Genomic DNA, 18,017 nt, shown 5'->3' on the forward strand with positions numbered 1-18,017 from the left:
GTAATGCCCCGACATAACTTGAGCTCTTCTGATTTATCGGAGGAGCTTTTTTTATTGCTGGTAACAGCAGTAAGAAGCCGATCCGGTAATGTTCTTTGGTAAGTGTGCGTATGAACAAAAATTCATTTGTCACTTAACAAAAACCAAAGAATAATGAGCAACGCAACAACACTCATCCACAGCATCCCGGTCGATCCTCTTACAGGTTCCATCTCAGTCCCCATTTATCAAACGTCTACTTACGTGCAGGAAGCACCCGGAGTAAACAAGGGTTATGACTATGCACGTAGCAACAACCCAACCCGCGAAACGCTGGAAAAAATCATCGCACAACTGGAAGGCGGTAAACGCGGTTCCGCATTTGCCAGTGGCTTGGCGGCTATTGATGCTGTAGTAAAGCTGCTGCAATCGGGCGATGAAATACTGGCAGTAGATGATATCTACGGAGGTGCCTTCCGCCTGTTCACCCATATCTATGCCAAGTTTGGCATCAAAGTGAACTACACCGACACAACAGACGTGGTGAACGTGATAGACGCAATTACACCGAACACCAAACTTATTTGGCTGGAGTCGCCTACTAATCCTACTCTAAAGATCAGCGACATTGCAGCAATAGCCAAGATTGCCAAGCAGAATAACATCCTCCTATGCGTTGATAATACATTTGCTTCTCCAGCGCTTCAAAGACCAATAGAGCTAGGTGCCGACCTAGTTATACACAGTGCAACAAAGTATCTTGGTGGTCATAGCGATCTTATTGCTGGCCTGGTTGTATCTGCCTCCGAAGAAATTGGTGAGCAGATCAAGTTTATCCAGAATGCAAGTGGGGCAATTCTGTCCCCGCACGATAGCTGGCTGGTAATACGTGGCGTAGAAACACTTGGTCTGCGTGTAAAACAACACTGTATCAATGCCCAAAGAGTAGCAGAATATCTTGAGCAACATCCTGCCATTGATAAAGTGTTTTACCCTGGCTTAAAATCTCACCCGAATCACGAAGTAGCTGCGAAACAACAATCCGCATTCGGAGGTATCGTTTCCTTCACGCTGAAGAACGATACGGAAGAAGCCGCAAAGAACGTGGTATGTGCTACTAAATACTTCAAACTGGCAGAAAGCCTGGGAGGTGTAAAAAGCTTGCTGTGCCACCCGGCAACCATGACACACAAATCAATACCCGCCGAAAAACGCCAAAGCGCTGGTGTGGCTGATAGCCTGATCAGGCTGAGTGTGGGTCTGGAGGAAGTGGAAGACCTGATAAAGGACATAGAACAAGCCTTGCAAAAGGCTAACACTTCTGCTGAAATAGCAGCAATTATCTAACAAACAATTTTCAAATAACTGTCTAAACAAAAACAGAAAACATGTCTATTCAACAAAAACAATTGAACATCGGCCTTTTTGGCTTTGGCGTAGTAGGATCGGGATTATATAAGGTATTACAGCAAACACCATCATTAAACGCGCAGATCAACAAGGTCTGCATCAAACACCCGGAAAAGAAACGTGAAGCCCCTGGTGACCTCTTCACCACTAATGCAGAATTACTGCTACAGGATGAAAACATAAACGTGATAGTAGAGCTGATAGATGATGCAGAAGCAGCTTATCACATAGTAACAACAGCGCTGAAAGCTGGCAAAGCCGTAGTCAGCGCCAACAAAAAACTTATTGCAGAACATCTGCCTGAGTTGCTGGCCTTGCAGGAAAAACATAACACACCATTCCTGTACGAAGCTGCCTGTTGCGCCAGTATACCGGTTGTACGGAACCTGGAAGAATATTATGATAATGACCTGCTAGCCGGCGTTACAGGTATTGTCAATGGCTCAACGAACTACATCCTTACCCGTATAGCCGAAGACAAGCTGGATTTTCAGCAAGCGCTGTTGCAGGCCCAGATCGAGGGGTTTGCTGAAAGCGACCCAACACTTGATATAGAAGGGATAGATGCAGTAAATAAACTTTCGATCCTGCTGGCTCATGCCTATGGCACCATCGAACACCCATCTGCTATTATTCATTCTGGTATTACACAACTGCAGGAACATGACGCAATATTTGCAAAAGAGAAAGGCTATAAGATAAAGCTAGTGGCTCAGGCCCGTAAGCAGCCCAACGGAGATATCGCAGCTTTTGTCCTGCCACAGTTTGTAGATCAAGGCTGCCAACTGTACGGTGTTGGCAATGAGTATAATGGAGTAGTAATCGAAAGTGGATTTGCAGACAAACAATTCTTCTATGGTAAAGGCGCTGGCAGCTTTCCTACTGCTTCGGCAGTGCTAAGCGATGTATCTGCACTTCGTTATGATTATAGATATGAGTACAAAAAACTGCGTACACAAAAGGTCAAGCTAACCACCGATTTCTACCTGCGGGTTTACGTAAGCTTTGAAGGCTTATTCCACGTACCACATGAACGTTTTGAGCGTATAGAAGAATGGAGCAGCAACGACAAGAGGTGCAGTGTGGTGGGCATTATACATTTCTCACAATTGCTCGATAAGGGCTGGTGGAAAAAGAAAAATGCATCACTGATACTATTGCCCGATGCATTTGTAGATAGACTGCCCGAAAAAGTGACCAAGAAGGAAGACGAGGCGGTATTCGCTTAGAAGCGTTCCGCCATACCAAGCCCAAACAAGGCATAATCATACACAGCAGGGTCGTCAGGGTTAAGCTGATGGAGATGATAGGTAAGTTGAAGTGCGTTGCTCCAGTTAGACTTATCATTTTCCAACAGTTCCAGCCTTTTGGCGACCCTCGCCACGTGTACGTCCAGTGGACAAACAAGCTGGCTGGGTTTGATCTTTTTCCAGATGCCAAAATCCACACCTGCATTGTCTTTACGAACCATCCAGCGGAGGTACATGTTGAGGCGTTTGCACGCTGATTTTCTGGCAGGCGTTGAAATGTGTTTTTTTGTTCGTTCGGGATGTTCGATTGAAAAGAAGTAGTTGTGAAAATGGATCAATGCCTGTTCCACTGTATCTTCTGTATAGGCCTTTGCCGGTACAAATGCTTCTTCCAGGGACTTGTGTTGCGAATAGTGGTATTGAAGAAATTCGATGAAATACAGTAGGTCTGTCGCGTTGAAGGTGCGGTGTGCAAAACCCAAAAATTTCTTCAGATCGGTGTCCTTGTGCTGAAGGATAAACTCGTAAGGAGCATTATCCATCCATTCCATGAGTCGTGAGCAGTTGTTGATGATAGAAGTGCGGTTACCCCAGGCAAGCACCGCGGCAAAAAGACCTGATATTTCTATATCCTGCTTTTTGCTAAAGCGGTGGGGTATGGAGATGGGGTCCTTAATAATAAAAGAAGGCTGATTATACAGCCTTACTTTTTCGTCCAATAAATTTTTTAATCGCTTCAGATCCGGCATCACTCATTATATTTTCTAGAACAGTAAAAACCTCTTTTTCTTTTTAATCCTTACTTTGATCATCTTGATATCCTTATCAGGCCTGTCCATGCTGTTGCGCGCTTCGGCAGAAATGCGGTCAACCACGTCCATCCCTTCTTCCACAATACCAAATACGGTATAGTTGCCATCGAGGTGTGGAGTACCACCCTTGTTTTTGTAGGCGTTACGCTGAACCGGGGTAAAATTACGGCCGGTTTTCTTTGAAATATTGTTCAGTTCCTCGTCAGTAAATTTTTTGCCAGTCACTATATAGAATTGGCAGGCTGAAGATGCTTTATCCGGGTTATTGTCCCGGGCCATACCCACGGCGCCACGTTGATGGTAGTCAACATTATTTATTTCAGCAGGCACTTTATAACCAAGATCGCCTTCTCCTAGTGCCTGGCCCGGATTCGCTTTTTTAGAATCAGGATCACCACCCTGGACCACGAAATTGGGGATGACACGGTGAAACAAAGTGCTGTCGTAAAACTTCTCTTTCACCAATTTGAACATATTGTCGCGGTGCTTTGGCGTATTCTCATAAAGTGCCAGCACTATTTTGCCGTACTCGGTTTCTATTACGATCTTGTCTTCGTTCTTTTTTTGAGCAAACAGGGTGGTAGCCAGGCACAAGCCAACTACTGCTAAAACAATTTTTTTCATATCTGGGAATTGTGTGCGCATAGTTACAAAAATCTGAGTTACTTAACAATAAGCTTGGTATATACAACCCGGACGCCTAGTTTTATGAAGTAATCGATTGAGATAAGCATGGGCGCACGCACACGCATAAAAGGTTTGGCAAAACTACTGCCCGAATGGACATGGAACTACACCAAGCGTCGTCCCATTACAACATACAACCCTACACGCGAAACGACCGCAAGGCATGTAGTCGTCGAGCCGGTTTACACGATGTTCAGGTACAGTGCCGGACAGTTGGAAGAGCGCCATGTTTCGTTTACTGAAGCTTGCGATAGAAGTACACAGAGCGATACGATCACCTGGCTAAATGTGGATGGGTTAAATAAAGGAGAAGTTGAAAAGTTATGTGCTTGCTATAATATCCACCCGCTGACAGTTGAAGATATATTGAGCATTGGTCAGCGTGCGAAAATGGAGGAGAGTCCCGAGATTATTTTCTGCCTGTTGCCAATGTTGTACTATAATGATGGTACAGGGCAAATTGAAACAGAACAGGTGAGTATTATTCTCGGGAAAAACTTTGTCATTTCCTTCCAGGAAGACCCCCAGCGTGATGTGTTCGACCCGGTGCGTGACCGACTTAGAAGCGCACAACCTAAACTAAGGGCCCGCCAAGCCGACTATTTATGTTACAGCTTGATTGACATTATCGTTGACAGTTATTTTGGCATTATAGATAAGATCAACGAACGCATCGAACGGCTGGAAGATGCCCTCCTGCTACAGAAAGAAAATACGGCTCTCGCCAGGATCAGTATTCTGCGTCGTGAGATAATGGTAATGCGACGCTCTATAGCACCAGTCCGCGAGTTGGTCAACGCGTTTATCCGCAGCGATAGCGATCTACTGGAAGAAAGGCACGAGAAATATTACAAAGACGTTTATGATCATATTGTGCAGGCAACGGAGTATGTGGAAAACCACCGTGATATGCTTATGAACTTGCAAGACCTTTCCATGAGCCAGATCAACCTGCGCATGAATGAGATCATGAAAGTTTTTACGCTCCTCGCCACCTTAATGGCACCAGCGACAGTGATAGGTGGCATCTTCGGTATGAACTTCGATATCATTCCGTTAGCACATCACGCTATGGGTTTCTATGCTACCGTTGCAATTATGCTAGCGGTACCGCTTTTAATGCTGATCTGGTTTAAGAGAAAAGGCTGGTTTTAATTCCACACAGTATGCACCATCCTAAGATTAGTATTATACTGGTTACTTACAACAGGGCCCAATATATCGAAGAAACGATTGGTAGCATTATTGCGCAGACATATAGAAATTGGGAGCTACTTATTATTGATAATGGTTCCGATGATGAAACTGCGAGTATAATCCAAGATATAGCTGATAGCCGGATCACCTATGAACAAACTAGCCGGTTAAAAATGGGGCCGGCTAAAAACATTGCCCTAAGAAAAGCTTCGGGAGATCTTATAGCGTTTATGGACGACGACGATCTATGGATGGAAACAAAGCTAGAAAAGCAGGTAGAGGCCTTGCTAGCATATCCAGATGCAGGTTTTTGTTATACAAACGGCTATAATTTTCGAAATGGAGGAGAGATAGTCGAATATCCGATGACAAGGAAGGAAGGGATGGACTTTGGATACATTTTTGAGTCCTATTGCAAAGGTGAAAGGGGTATTTATACTATTGCAGTCATTTTTTGGAAAGAATGCCTGAAAAAAACCGGGTATTTTACTGATAGTTATTTTTTTACCGATAACACCTTCATTAGTTGTCTGACATACTATTTTAAAGGCGTTACTTTATATGAACCACTTTTTAAAAGGAGGTTGCATGCACACAATACCAACTCTATTGTTGCCAATGAAAACAGGAGGGAGCACTTGGATTATTTAAAGAGCTATAAAGCTAAAGGATGGTTATCGGCAGACATTGCCGAAGACGCTTCGTTTCTTGTATACATTAATTCCGGCAACGAGTTGACAAATGAGCATAACCATAAAGAAGCAATAGTAAATTATCTAAATGCGTGGAGCGTCAAGCCTCTTAGTATAATACCCGCCAAAAAGCTACTGCGACTTTTTCTTGCATATATTAGGCGCTGATCCTTTTCATGCGCTGAAATTACTGCTACGTCGCATTTTCCGCTGGTTTATAGGCGATAGTTACGTATTTTTAGAGCAGCCTAAAAAGGGATGCGCGTACTATTTACACATTCATATTTCTTGCGATTTGACCCCAAGCAATGGGGAATTATGCAACCATATGCCCCATTAGGGACTATGTATGCGGCTGCATGGCTAAGGCACCATGGTTATGAAGTACGATTGCATGATGTGATGTTCGCGGAAGGACCGGATAGTTTGAAACCGGTTTTAGCGGACTTCAGACCTGATATTTTGGTTATCTACGATGATGGCTTTAACTACCTCACCAAAATGTGCCTTACAAATATGCGTGAGGCTGCATTTCGTATGAGTGAAATGGCAAAAGGAAGTGGATGCAAAGTGATTGTTTCTTCATCCGATTCGACAGATCATTTTGATAAATATCTCGATCATAATGCAGACTATGTCATTATTGGAGAAGCCGAACAGACATTACTTGATCTTGTAAATTCAATTCAGTCTAGGGCTGGTGATCCAATTAGTATTACAGGTATTGTAACGAGAATTGATGGTAAAACGATCCGGACTGCTTCCAGAGCGGTAATGACCGATTTGGATACCTTGCCTTTGCCTGCATGGGATTTAGTGGATATTGAACAATACAGGGCGGGATGGCTGAGAAGTACTGGGTATTTCTCTATGAATATTGGGACCACGCGCGGTTGTCCATTTAAGTGCAACTGGTGTGCTAAGCCGATATATGGCAATAGGTACAATGCACGCAGCCCCGAGAATGTAGTTCAGGAATTGAAGCTGCTGAAAGAGAATTATGGTGTTGATCATATTTGGTTTTGCGATGACATCTTTGGATTGAAGCCTGGGTGGGTGAAGAAATTTTCAGAATTGGTTCACAGCGAGAATTTGCGCTTCAGGTTCAAGATACAATCGCGTGCAGATCTGCTATTGAAGGATGAGCAGATTGAACCGTTGGCTAATGCAGGTTGCGAGGTTGTATGGATGGGAGCTGAAAGCGGCTCGCAGAAGATACTTGACGCAATGGACAAGGGCACGACCATAGAGCAGATCAGCCAGGCAACAGCCGGCCTAAAAAAGCACGGGATAAAACCTGCCTTCTTTTTGCAATTCGGATACCTCGGAGAGACAGCTGATGACATCCGCAAAACATTGACCATGATAAAAACACTAGTGCCCGCCGAAATAGGTGTGTCGGTGTCCTATCCCTTGCCCGGAACAAAATTTTATGAAAAGGTGCGTGAGCAATTGGGAGATAAAACTAACTGGACCGACAGTGACGAACTGGCGCTGATGTTTGAGAATACTTATCCGCGCGAGTTCTACAAGCGCTTGCACCGATATGTCCACAGCTTTTATCGTAAGATCAGAGCGGTTGATCAATTAAAAAAAGGTTTTTCGCACCGCAGCTTTTCACGCCAGCATTTGCTGACACTGATGAAGTTGCCTTTTTATACGGTTAGTGCAGCGCAGCATAAATTGAAATTTAGGCTTAAGTTCAAGTTATAACTCAAAAACTAATTAAAGGCGAAGTATTTGGTAGCAAGACCTGAAAATTGTCGTACCGAGATGTGAAAGAAATAGAGATGGCTTTTTTTGACGACATAGCAATATCATATGATCAGACATTTTCCTATTCCAATATAGGATCTCAGCTACGAAGTCTGGGCTGGAAAATGTTTGAGAAGGAGATAGCCGGAAACGGCCTGCATATATTGGAGATCAATTGCGGGACGGGTGTGGATGCTTTGTATTTTGCTTCGCAGGGTCACATGGTTACAGCTACAGATGCATCACCGAAAATGATCCGGGTGGCAAGCGGTAAATGTTATCTTTCCAATCCAAAATTTGTGGTATCGAGTTTTGATGATTTGCAGTTGAACTTTCGCGACGAATTGTTCGATGTTATTTTTTCGAATTTTGGTGGATTGAATTGCGCAAGTTCGGATGATCTGGAGAAGATATTTGCCGATGCTAGTTCGTTATTAAAACCTGGGGGTCAATTTATAGCTGTTGTGATGGGGTCAGCCTGCGCTTGGGAAATGGCTTACTATCTTTTAAAGAGAGACAAGCGCGCATTCAGGCGAGCACGCAAGAGTGGGGCAAAAACGGTTTTAGGCAGCCAGACATTTACCACGTATTATCATTCACCAAATCAGCTGAAACGGTTATCAGAGAAATTCTTTCAAAGTACAAGGCTGGCTCCGCTGGGTCTCATCTTGCCGCCGACATATGTTGAACATTATTTCGCAAAACGTCCGAGAACTTTAAGATTATTGTCAAAACTGGAAAGAAAAATAACGTCGTTTAGCATTCTTTCCAATTTTGCTGATCACTACATGATTGTTTTGAAGAAGATATGAAAATATTGCTGACACACGGATATTTTTTGGAGGAGGATCCCAAAGAATTACTCATAATGAAGCCCTATGTGCCTCTGGGAATTCTGTACATATCGGCCTACCTCGAAAAGTGTGGTTTTGAGAACGAGGTTTTTGATTCCACCTTTCGATCTTTCAAAAGCCTTACAGAGACGATTATCAAAAACAGACCAGATGTCATCGGCATTTATACAAACCTGATGACGAAGATAAATGTGCTCAAAATTGTTAAGTTTATAAAGTCGAACGAAGCTTTAAAAGATACAAGGATTGTATTGGGTGGTCCTGAGGTGAGAAATCATGCAAATGATTTTCTAATGTATGGTGCGGATGTTATTGTGTTTGGTGAAGGGGAACAAACAATGCTTGAACTTGTAAAGTGTTATGCAGAAAAAGGCCTGTTGAGCGACGTTAATGGGATTGCATATAGAGACGCCAGTTTGGCAATCGTGAGAACTCCTGAGCGTACGTTGAACAAAATGTTAGATCAATTGCCGGCTCCTAACCGAAAAAAGATCGACTTAAATGCATATCTCACTGCTTGGAAAAGCAGGCATGGATATAGCGCTATTAATTTAAGTTCTATGCGTGGATGTCCTTACACATGTAAATGGTGTAGCCGGGCGGTATATGGGCAGAGCTACCGACGTAGGAAAGCGGCCCTGGTAGTAGACGAAATAGTACAACTGCAGTCTCAGTATAATTTTGATAGTATCTGGTTTGTTGATGACGTATTTACCGTTAGTCACAAGTGGCTCGAAGAATTTGCTAAAGAGATAGCTGAAAGAAAAGTCGCTGTTCGTTATGAATGTATTTCGAGAGCCGATCGTTTGAATGACCATGCAATTGAACTGCTAAAGCAAAGCGGTTGCTTTCGCGTTTGGATAGGTGCTGAAAGCGGCTCGCAACGAATAATTGATGCTATGGATAGACGAGTTGATGTAGAAGAAACCAGGCAAATGATCCAAAAGGTAAAAGCTGCAGGTATGGAGGCCGGTACTTTTATTATGTTAGGATATCCTGGTGAAACCGAAGATGATATCGTTGCAACAATGAAGCACCTAAAGAGTTCGCTTCCGGATCAGTTTACGATCACAATTACTTACCCAATAAAGGGGACTCCATTATATGCGGAGGTTGAAAAGGATTTTTTGACACAGCTGCCCTGGCATGAGTCAACAGACCGGGATATAGATTTTAAGCGTGAATTTCCGAGGTCATACTATGAGCATGCAGTAAAATGGGTGTCGAACGAAGTTTTGTCGCAAAAATTTGCGAAGAATAGGCAGTTTAAAAAAGCCATTTTTTGCAAGATCACGGCATGGAAATACAAATACCTTATGGAGAAACTAAAAACTGCTTGACGCGCATGTCGTTCTCACATTTGCTAATAGTAACGCCGGGTTTCGCTGCCAACGAGGAGGATACGACTTCTGTGCCCGCAGTTCAGCAATTCCTGTTGAGTTTTAGAAAGATATTTCCTGATATAGTTCTTAGCCTGATAAGTTTTCATTACCCATGCAGAAACGATAGTTACGACTGGCATGGTATAGATGTTCACACGATCGGAAACAAGCACGCCGGTGGCTTGAAAAAGTTGTTTTCTTTTTACAGATTCCTGAAAATCGGCAAAAAGATAAACAGCAAAGTACCAATAGATGGTGTGCTGTGTTTTTGGCTGACAGACAGTACGCTAGCAGCAAAATTGCTTGCCCGGAAACTAAATGTTCCATCGTTTGTATGGATGCATGGGCAGGATGCCAAAGCTGATAATAAGTATGTGCGCATAGTGCGTCCTTCAATGGAACACCTGGCCGCTATATCAGAGCCGCAGAGTCGGTTGTTTGAACGTAATTTCGGTCAACGTCCTGGACATATTGTTTCAAATGGTGTCGATCCCTGTATATTCCCACCATTAAATGCAGGAAATAGGCAGACCGACCTGCTGTCGGTTGGGTCACTTATTCCGTTGAAACAACAACATCTTTTTATAGAATTGGTTCGCGATCTTAGAGACACTGGCTATCTGCATATTAAAGCTATGCTCGTGGGAGAAGGCAAGCTACAGCAAGAGCTGGAGGATCTGGTGAAGAAATACGGTCTCGAAGATATGCTTTGTCTTAAGGGCCGATTACAACACAATGAAGTATTAAATGAAATGAACAATGCGCGAATATTAGTGCATCCTTCCAGCTACGAGGGGCATAGTACAGTGATGCTGGAGGCACTCTATTCGGGTTGTCAGGTTGTGTCTTTTTTACCGGCCGGGCAGGGCTCAATCGATAACTTTACCATGTGTGAAGACTTCGAGGAGATGAAGCGGGTTAGCCGGAAGCTCCTGTCTGCACACAATAGCTGTGAAAGAATAGAAGTCAACCGTATAGAGACCAGCGTCTTGCAGGTAAAGCGAATATTTGATCAGCTTAAATTAAAGTAGCTATGATGATAGTGACAGATCCATCGCGATACAAGGAGAAAGAGGATCTTTACATACAAGTTCGTGATACGGAAGGTCGTATTGTAAGTGACGAGTTGTTGCTGACTTTGCCAGATGTGCCGGAAAATAACTCGTATAACACCGAGTGGAAAATGCGGGCCAATAGCTTTAGCCGCTTCAGAGCCTATTTGGAAAAAAGATATAACAGTCGCTCTTTGAACATCCTTGATATTGGCTGTGGTAATGGGTGGATGTCATATAATCTCGCGAAGGGTGGACACACGCTTGCGGGTGTAGACCTAAATATGGCAGAACTACAGCAAGCTGAAAGAGTATTTAGCATGGGTAATAACCTAAAGTGGTTCTATGCCGATGTAATGAAGGATGATATTCCAGGTGGGCCGTTCGACATTATTCTGTTTTCGGCTAGTTGTCAATATTTTTCCAACATTAAAGACCTGACTGGACGAACGGAGAAACTTTTGACACCAAATGGTGAGATACATCTGCTTGATTCTGTCTTCTATAAGCGTTCGCAGATATACGAAGCAAAAGCCCGCAGCATGGACTACTACAGTCGCTTAGGTTTTCCATTGATGGCTCAATATTATTTTCATCACACCACTGACGATCTAAAGAGCTGTGGATACAAAAAATTATACCCGGGGCCCCTATCGTACAAAAAGCCTTTGCAGTGGTGGGTATGGCGGAAAAACTAAGCGTTGAACTGAAGTTTTAGCTGATGCAATACTTTTTTCTGATAATTAGCAGGATGGTTTTTTGACACGAACCAGCGTGTTTTCATAGCAAGATCGTAATCCTCCATCGGATAATTCTTTCGTTGCCATTTATATCTCCACCAAGTGTCTGTTAAAGACATTAGTGCTTGGTTTAGCGCGCGGGGTGCAAGCAATTCCAAAAAGCTTTCAGCCAGTTTTTTAATAAATACCTTAAAGTTCGGTATCGGCTTCACAGAGGTAAAATTGGGGAATAGCGGCTCAACCCAATTATTATTTGCTTCTATAAAACTAGCGAAGACCCCTTCATCATATAAAGGAATCAAAGTAACGATCTCGGTACCTGTGAATCTATTCTGTTCCTCGAGGCATGGTTTTGACTCATCCAGAAAGTAGTTCATGCAGTAAGAGTGCTGCGTATTATTAAGAAAAGTAAACTTCTTGAAAATATGCAACAACGATCGGCATATCCACAACCTGTTCTTTTCGGTAATGATAAAAAAGTCGATGTCAGATCTATCGTCCGCATAGCCTTTTGACAATGATCCGGAGATGCAAACCGCTTTTACAAAGGGGAATCTGGAAATGATTGCACCTGAGCGATAGGCCTCTTTCATTCTAATCGCAGCTTTTTTTATGCTTTTCAGCCGCGCATCAGCCAATGAGCGGTCGTTTTCCAGCATATATAGGTCTTTATATACAAACAGTTCCCGGGAGGCCACGAGTTCATGCAGAACAACTTTAAGCTCTTCGATTGTTATTCTTGTTCCAAGATATTTTTGCAGTTCTCCAATAAACAACGGGAACCTAAATATGTGAAAATATCTCAAGGCATCAATAATGTGAGTTTTGACGCAAATCTCCGTTGTATAAACCTGCATAGGCATTCAATTGAACAAACACTAATCTGTAAGAGGTTATAGCAAAGGAGTAAAAGAAGTATAAACGGCTTATAAAGATAAATAAAAATCTCCCAACAAAGGCATTAGCCAAACATAGTTTTGTAAGTTTTTCTATTTAAATACTATTTTTGAAAAATTCTTCAAATACTATTATGGCCCCTGATACAGGACGAAATTTCGGTGCAAGTTTTTATCACTCAACTATAGAATTATTACGAAAAGGCTTCAGTGCGGTAAGATCTAATTTTATATTGCTGCTTTGCTGCATTGCGGTGGCTTTAGGCATTTTTAGTCTTTACAACATACCAAAGTCAAATCAATTCAAGGCTTCATTCACAGTGGCATATGATGACCTGGTCCGCAAAATATATGGCGATCGACTATATAAGATCAATCTGCTTGTAAACCGGGGCGATTTTGAAAAAGTGGCTTATTATCTAAGTGTCGATAAACATACCGCAAGCACTTTGCGATCAGTTAAAGGAAAAAATATTGTTGGCGAAGATTTGACAGACGACATGAATACCGACCGAATTCCGTTTGTAATAAAAATAGAAGTAACAGACAGCGCTGCTATTTCTAAGTTGCAAGCGGGGTTGGTGAGCTTTTTAGAAGAAGGCAATGCTTATTCAGCAACAACCAAGGCATTGAAAATCAAAGAAATAAATGACGAATTGCAGTTTATCGACGAACAGCTTCGAATGATGGATAGCTTGAAAAGGAAGTTTAATGACGGTGCTGTAGCCACAACTAACAACCAAAACAGCTCAGCTACAAACATATACGATTTTTCATATGAACTATACAATAAAAGAAAAGACCTTTTAAGAAAAAAGAGTATGCCCGGAACCATCCAGGTGATTGACGATGCTATTGTTGCACAGGCAAGCGGTTTTCCAATGATCGTAATGGTGATTTTGGGAGTTATCGGCGGTTTTCTGCTGTTTATTGTGACCGCGCTGTTCATCAAGCCAGCGCTTAAGAGGTAGTTAGCTCCTGGCAAAGTTCAATTAGTACCCCGTTCGTGTTCTTAGGATGTAAAAAACAGATAAGCTTGTTATCAGCCCCTTTCTTAGGATGTTCGTTCAATATTGTGAACCCAAGAGCTGCCAAACGTTTCATCTCTGCCTGAATGTTTTCGACTTCAAAGGCGATATGATGTATCCCCTCTCCCTTCTTTTCTATGAATTTGCTAATAGGGCTTTCAGGCCGAGTAGATTCTAGTAACTCTATTTTTGATTCGCCAGTTTGAAAAAAGGCAGTATTTACGCCCTCAGATTCAACAGCTTCTGTTTTATAGCAGGGGGTATTAAGTAGCTGTTCATATGTTGAAATTGCTTCATCAAGATTTTTTACGGCAATTCCGAGGTGCTCGATCTTTAACATATTATAATAGCTTTTACAAATGGCTTTATTTAAAGCCCCAATGCATTTAACGTTCTAAAGTACTGCAATTGGCTTAACTTTGTGCGACAATACTTGTGACTTATTATGGAATTGAAATTGCCGATATATCTGGATAATAATGCTACGACTCCGTGCGATCCGCGTGTGGTGGAAACTATGCTTCCTTATTTTACCGAAAGATTCGGTAATGCTGCCAGCCGCAGCCACTCTTTTGGCTGGGTTGCTGAAGAAGCAGTGGACTATGCGCGTGAGCAAGTAGCGAAACTGATAAATGCTGACCCAAAGGAGATCATTTTCACTTCAGGAGCTACAGAAGCTGATAACCTTGCGATAAAAGGCGTGTTTGAAATGTATGCGTCTAAAGGTAATCATATTATTACCTGTACTACCGAGCACAAGGCGGTGTTGGATACGTGTAAGCACCTGGAAAAAATGGGCGCTGAAGTAACCTATCTGCCTGTGCAGCCAGATGGTCTAATTGACTTAGCTGAACTCGAAAAAGCAATAACCAGCAAAACAATTCTTATTGCCATTATGTATGGTAATAACGAAGTTGGTGTAATACAGCCTATAAAAGAGATCAGTGCCATTGCACGCAAGCATGGTGTACTGTTCTTTACCGATGGTACGCAGGCAGTAGGCAAAGTACCTGTTGACGTAATGGCTGATGGTATCGATTTGATGGCTTTCAGTGCACATAAAATGTACGGGCCTAAAGGTGTTGGTGCATTGTATGTACGCCGCAAAAACCCGCGTGTAAAGGTGACGGCCCAAATGGATGGCGGTGGCCACGAGCGCGGCATGCGCAGCGGTACTATGAATGTGCCGGGCATTGTGGGTTTTGGTAAAGCTTGCGAACTGTGCATGAACGAAATGGAGGCTGAAGCTAAACGCCTAAGTGTTATGAGAGACAGGCTGGAGAAAGGGTTGATGGAATTGGAAGAAGCTTATGTAAACGGCAACACGCAGCACCGTCTGCCGCACGTTGCAAACATATCATTCAAATACGTAGAAGGTGAAGGGTTAATGATGGGTTTCAATAAAGATATCGCTTTATCAAGCGGTTCTGCTTGCACATCAGCATCGCTCGAACCATCGTATGTATTGAAAGCTTTGGGTCTTGGTGACGATCTGGCCCATAGTTCACTTCGTTTCGGTTTGGGTAGGTTCACTACAGATGACCAGATCGATTATACGATCAATGCAATTAAAAATACAGTGTTGAAACTGCGTGAAATGAGCCCCCTGTGGGAAATGTATAAAGAAGGTATCGATTTGAATACCATCGAATGGGCGCATCACTAATTAACCACTTTAATAAAAGACATCATGGCATATTCAGAAAAAGTTATCGATCACTACCAGAATCCTAAGAACGTAGGTACTCTGGATAAATCAAAAACGAACGTAGGTACCGGCTTGGTTGGCGCTCCTGAATGCGGCGACGTTATGCGCCTGCAGATCGAAGTAGATGAAGCTACTGGCGTTATCAGCGACGCGAAATTCAAAACTTTCGGTTGTGGTTCGGCTATAGCCTCGTCATCTCTGGCTACAGAATGGCTGAAAGGTAAAACTGTTGACCAGGCACTGGCAATCGACAACATGGACATTGTTGAAGAATTGAATCTCCCACCGGTGAAGATCCACTGCTCTGTTTTGGCGGAAGATGCGATTAAGGCTGCGATCAATGACTACCGCGTGAAAAATGGTCTTCCTGAATTGGAGCTTGAAGAGAAGAAGCATTAATAGCGAAATGAGTTTTGTATGATCAGCATTAGTGAGAAGGCAAAGAATAAGATTACGCAGCTAAAAGCAGACGCCGGTCTTTCCGACGATTATTTTCTGCGTGTAGGTGTTGTGGGCGGTGGATGCTCAGGTCTTTCGTACAAACTCGACTTTGATAATGAATCCCAACCCAATGATCAGGTGTTTGAAGACCAGGGCGTGAGGCTTGTTACCGATTTGAAGAGTTTTCTTTATCTGTGTGATACGACGCTTGATTTTTCCGATGGCCTCAATGGCAAAGGATTTCATTTTATCAATCCTAATGCCAGCCGCACCTGCGGTTGCGGGGAGAGTTTTGCGGTGTAAAAAAGATTCATTGAATTTATATAAAAGAGGCGATGCACTGCATCGCCTCTTTTTTTCATCTCCTCAATTACCTGTCGCTCACGCCGCCATCGTTTGCCGGTAGCTCAACGCTTGTATCCAGGTAGTTAATATTTCTGGCTTTATTTAGCTCTACTCCGTCATTTATCATGCTTTCTTTTCCCTCGTAAGGAGCTTGTGGATCATCGATCGTCACTCTAATGCGGGGGTTGCGCCTATTGCTGGGTACCATCCCGCTAAAGCTCGGGAATGGACTGCTATAACCAAGATAAACACTAGTATCCATCATTCTCAGGACACCTTCCGGATTCTCAATTGTAGAAGTTCGACCAAGATCGGATTTCGCGCTCTTGGGGCAAACCTGGTATTTTGAGTCTATCAGGCATATCCGGTAGTTCTTCGCGAAAGCACTTTTTTTCTGTGCGCTAGCGCCATAAACTGTAGCGCCAATCATTGCCAATGCTAATAATATCTTTTTCATAATCGCTAATTTTCATTCACACTCACCTCAGCCGGTTAAAAACTGTTCCTCTTAGACTTAAAGAAATGTGAAAAAGGTATTTACCAATTGTTTCTATCTGAATATGAACTATTTATAACATTTCGGGGTATAATAATCGTGTTATTGTTCTCTGTGTTCAAATTTTCTTGTATGTAGTAGTTGATAGGGTCCGATTGCACCGGATTAATACTCGTGTTTGGCGCAGCGCCGTTTTGAGTGTTGCGCTCGCGATTAGCAGGGTTACTGTACCCTGGTGTCCAATACGTACCATTGCTCGTCAAATATGGTTTACTGTTGTCGAACTTGTTGTCTTTGTTAGTGAATTGACTATTATTCTGGTACATTTCGTTGGCCGTCTGTATATGAGTTGACGGGAGGTTCGCAAACTCGCCCGTTATTTGTGCATTGGCGGCAACCCCTGCTATAAGAGCTCCTATCAAAAGAATCAAAGTTTTCATACCATTCGTTTTACTCCGCTATAGATTTACGAAAACCTTTCCTCAAACAGCCAAAAAATTGTGAAAATCAATTAATATTCAACTATATATGAATTATTGAACCTGTCTAGGCAGATATTAACGTAATTGATTAGTCAAAGCCTGTTGAATTAAGTATTTTTGTGAAAAATCTGACCGAAAATGTTGAAGACAGGTAATACCATTGTTAGTATATATACTGAAATGACTCCCAATCCGGAGACGATGAAGTTTGTAGCCAACAAGCTTCTCTATCCTGGCAAAAGCATTGACTTTCCAGAAGAGTCATCTGCTACTCCATCGCCATTAGCTAAAGAATTATTTGCATTTCCTTTTATACGTAGTGTGTTTATCGCCAGTAATTTCGTTACTCTGACGAAAACTCCTGAAACTCAATGGGAAGAAGTTATTCCAACTGTGCGCGAGTTTTTGAAGCAATACCTGGAAGAAGGCAAAGTAGTGATCAATGAAGACCAGATCGTTGTTAAAAAAGACACCAATACAGTAAACGCCGATGACAGCGATGTAGTAAAGCGTATTAAGGAGTTGCTGGAGAACTACGTAAAGCCGGCGGTTGAAATGGATGGCGGCGCTATTAGTTTTAAAGGTTATGAAAATGGCGTGGTTAAGCTGATGATGCAGGGTTCCTGCTCGGGCTGCCCATCATCAATGATTACCCTGAAAGCTGGTATTGAAGGAATGATGAAACGCATGATCCCTGAAGTACAGGAAGTAGTGGCAGAGGCAGAATAACAAAACAAATTGTCGTATAAAAACAGCGGGTCCTCGGGCCCGCTGTTTTATTTTATATAATGTGCTGATTATACTATTTTTA

General features: G+C 42.7%; 20 protein-coding genes. 14 read left to right on the forward strand and 6 right to left on the reverse strand.

All coding sequences use genetic code 11. The annotated features are described in order from the left end of the window. Positions 1-153: 153 nt before the first annotated feature. Both P2W83_RS06945 and P2W83_RS06950 read left to right on the forward strand, forming a co-directional pair. Positions 154-1,326: a trans-sulfuration enzyme family protein gene (locus tag P2W83_RS06945; protein WP_276132984.1), complete on the forward strand. Its 1,173-nt coding sequence runs from the start codon at positions 154-156 to the stop codon at positions 1,324-1,326. Positions 1,327-1,367: 41 nt separating this feature from the next. Then, on the forward strand, positions 1,368-2,618 hold the full coding sequence (locus tag P2W83_RS06950; protein ID WP_276132985.1) for a homoserine dehydrogenase: 1,251 nt from the start codon (positions 1,368-1,370) through the stop codon (positions 2,616-2,618). On the opposite strand, the gene P2W83_RS06955 is transcribed toward P2W83_RS06950, so the two are convergent. Further along, positions 2,615-3,388 carry a TIGR02757 family protein gene (locus tag P2W83_RS06955; protein WP_276132986.1) on the reverse strand — a complete coding sequence of 258 codons (774 nt, stop codon included), beginning with the start codon at positions 3,386-3,388 and terminating at the stop codon, positions 2,615-2,617. The two genes, P2W83_RS06950 and P2W83_RS06955, sit on opposite strands and share 4 nt — an antisense overlap. Positions 3,389-3,403: 15 nt before the next feature. Continuing rightward, entirely contained in the window at positions 3,404-4,075 is a 672-nt protein-coding gene (locus tag P2W83_RS06960; protein WP_276132987.1) for a peptidylprolyl isomerase, read from the reverse strand. Between the two features lie 108 nt (positions 4,076-4,183). Here P2W83_RS06960 and corA point away from each other — a divergent pair, with 108 nt between their 5' ends. From corA to P2W83_RS06995, 7 genes are all read left to right on the forward strand, one after another. Continuing rightward, positions 4,184-5,293, forward strand: a complete 1,110-nt coding sequence (gene corA / locus P2W83_RS06965) for a magnesium/cobalt transporter CorA (protein WP_276132988.1) — start codon at positions 4,184-4,186, stop codon at positions 5,291-5,293. Between the two features lie 11 nt (positions 5,294-5,304). Next, positions 5,305-6,195 (forward strand): glycosyltransferase family 2 protein, encoded by an 891-nt coding sequence (locus tag P2W83_RS06970; RefSeq protein WP_276132989.1) that lies wholly within the window; start codon positions 5,305-5,307, stop codon positions 6,193-6,195. Between the two features lie 150 nt (positions 6,196-6,345). Continuing rightward, a complete protein-coding gene (locus P2W83_RS06975) occupies positions 6,346-7,740 on the forward strand; it encodes a B12-binding domain-containing radical SAM protein (protein ID WP_276132990.1) in 1,395 nt (464 codons plus the stop codon). Between the two features lie 62 nt (positions 7,741-7,802). Next, positions 7,803-8,594, forward strand: coding sequence for a class I SAM-dependent methyltransferase (locus P2W83_RS06980; protein WP_276132991.1), 792 nt, complete (start codon positions 7,803-7,805; stop codon positions 8,592-8,594). Beyond that, positions 8,591-9,976, forward strand: a complete 1,386-nt coding sequence (locus P2W83_RS06985; protein WP_276132992.1) for a B12-binding domain-containing radical SAM protein — start codon at positions 8,591-8,593, stop codon at positions 9,974-9,976. Before P2W83_RS06980 ends, P2W83_RS06985 begins: the two co-directional genes overlap by 4 nt. Before the next feature lie 5 nt (positions 9,977-9,981). Next, the gene (locus P2W83_RS06990) at positions 9,982-11,049 is read left to right on the forward strand and encodes a glycosyltransferase (protein ID WP_276132993.1); all 1,068 of its coding nucleotides are present in this window, start codon (positions 9,982-9,984) and stop codon (positions 11,047-11,049) included. Positions 11,050-11,051: 2 nt separating this feature from the next. Beyond that, complete coding sequence (locus P2W83_RS06995) at positions 11,052-11,768, forward strand: class I SAM-dependent methyltransferase (RefSeq protein ID WP_276132994.1); 717 nt, start codon at positions 11,052-11,054, stop codon at positions 11,766-11,768. Here the strand turns inward: P2W83_RS06995 and P2W83_RS07000 are convergent. After that, positions 11,765-12,667, reverse strand: coding sequence for a nucleotidyltransferase domain-containing protein (locus P2W83_RS07000; protein WP_276132995.1), 903 nt, complete (start codon positions 12,665-12,667; stop codon positions 11,765-11,767). The two genes, P2W83_RS06995 and P2W83_RS07000, sit on opposite strands and share 4 nt — an antisense overlap. Positions 12,668-12,816: 149 nt before the next feature. On the opposite strand from P2W83_RS07000, the gene P2W83_RS07005 reads away from it, so the two are divergent. Continuing rightward, on the forward strand, positions 12,817-13,677 hold the full coding sequence (locus tag P2W83_RS07005) for a hypothetical protein (RefSeq protein WP_276132996.1): 861 nt from the start codon (positions 12,817-12,819) through the stop codon (positions 13,675-13,677). On the opposite strand, the gene mce is transcribed toward P2W83_RS07005, so the two are convergent. After that, positions 13,667-14,074, reverse strand: a complete 408-nt coding sequence (gene mce / locus P2W83_RS07010) for a methylmalonyl-CoA epimerase (protein ID WP_276132997.1) — start codon at positions 14,072-14,074, stop codon at positions 13,667-13,669. The genes P2W83_RS07005 and mce overlap by 11 nt on opposite strands. A gap of 105 nt (positions 14,075-14,179) precedes the next feature. On the opposite strand from mce, the gene P2W83_RS07015 reads away from it, so the two are divergent. The 3 genes from P2W83_RS07015 to P2W83_RS07025 are packed head-to-tail and all read left to right on the forward strand — an operon-like array spanning position 14,180 to position 16,186. Then, a complete protein-coding gene (locus P2W83_RS07015; protein WP_276132998.1) occupies positions 14,180-15,400 on the forward strand; it encodes an IscS subfamily cysteine desulfurase in 1,221 nt (406 codons plus the stop codon). A gap of 24 nt (positions 15,401-15,424) precedes the next feature. Continuing rightward, positions 15,425-15,841 carry a Fe-S cluster assembly scaffold IscU gene (iscU, locus tag P2W83_RS07020; protein ID WP_276132999.1) on the forward strand — a complete coding sequence of 139 codons (417 nt, stop codon included), beginning with the start codon at positions 15,425-15,427 and terminating at the stop codon, positions 15,839-15,841. An 18-nt stretch (positions 15,842-15,859) separates the two neighbouring features. Beyond that, entirely contained in the window at positions 15,860-16,186 is a 327-nt protein-coding gene (locus P2W83_RS07025) for a HesB/IscA family protein (RefSeq protein WP_276133000.1), read from the forward strand. 67 nt (positions 16,187-16,253) lie between these two features. On the opposite strand, the gene P2W83_RS07030 is transcribed toward P2W83_RS07025, so the two are convergent. Together P2W83_RS07030 and P2W83_RS07035 are read right to left on the reverse strand one after the other, a co-directional pair. Next, positions 16,254-16,685 (reverse strand): hypothetical protein, encoded by a 432-nt coding sequence (locus P2W83_RS07030; protein WP_276133001.1) that lies wholly within the window; start codon positions 16,683-16,685, stop codon positions 16,254-16,256. Positions 16,686-16,765: 80 nt separating this feature from the next. After that, a complete protein-coding gene (locus P2W83_RS07035) occupies positions 16,766-17,164 on the reverse strand; it encodes a hypothetical protein (protein ID WP_276133002.1) in 399 nt (132 codons plus the stop codon). A gap of 180 nt (positions 17,165-17,344) precedes the next feature. Here P2W83_RS07035 and P2W83_RS07040 point away from each other — a divergent pair, with 180 nt between their 5' ends. Beyond that, a complete protein-coding gene (locus P2W83_RS07040; protein WP_276133003.1) occupies positions 17,345-17,935 on the forward strand; it encodes a NifU family protein in 591 nt (196 codons plus the stop codon). Positions 17,936-18,017: the final 82 nt, after the last annotated feature.

It is taken from the genome of Polluticoccus soli (assembly GCF_029269745.1).
Taxonomy (GTDB): Bacteria; Bacteroidota; Bacteroidia; order Chitinophagales; family Chitinophagaceae; genus Polluticoccus; species Polluticoccus soli.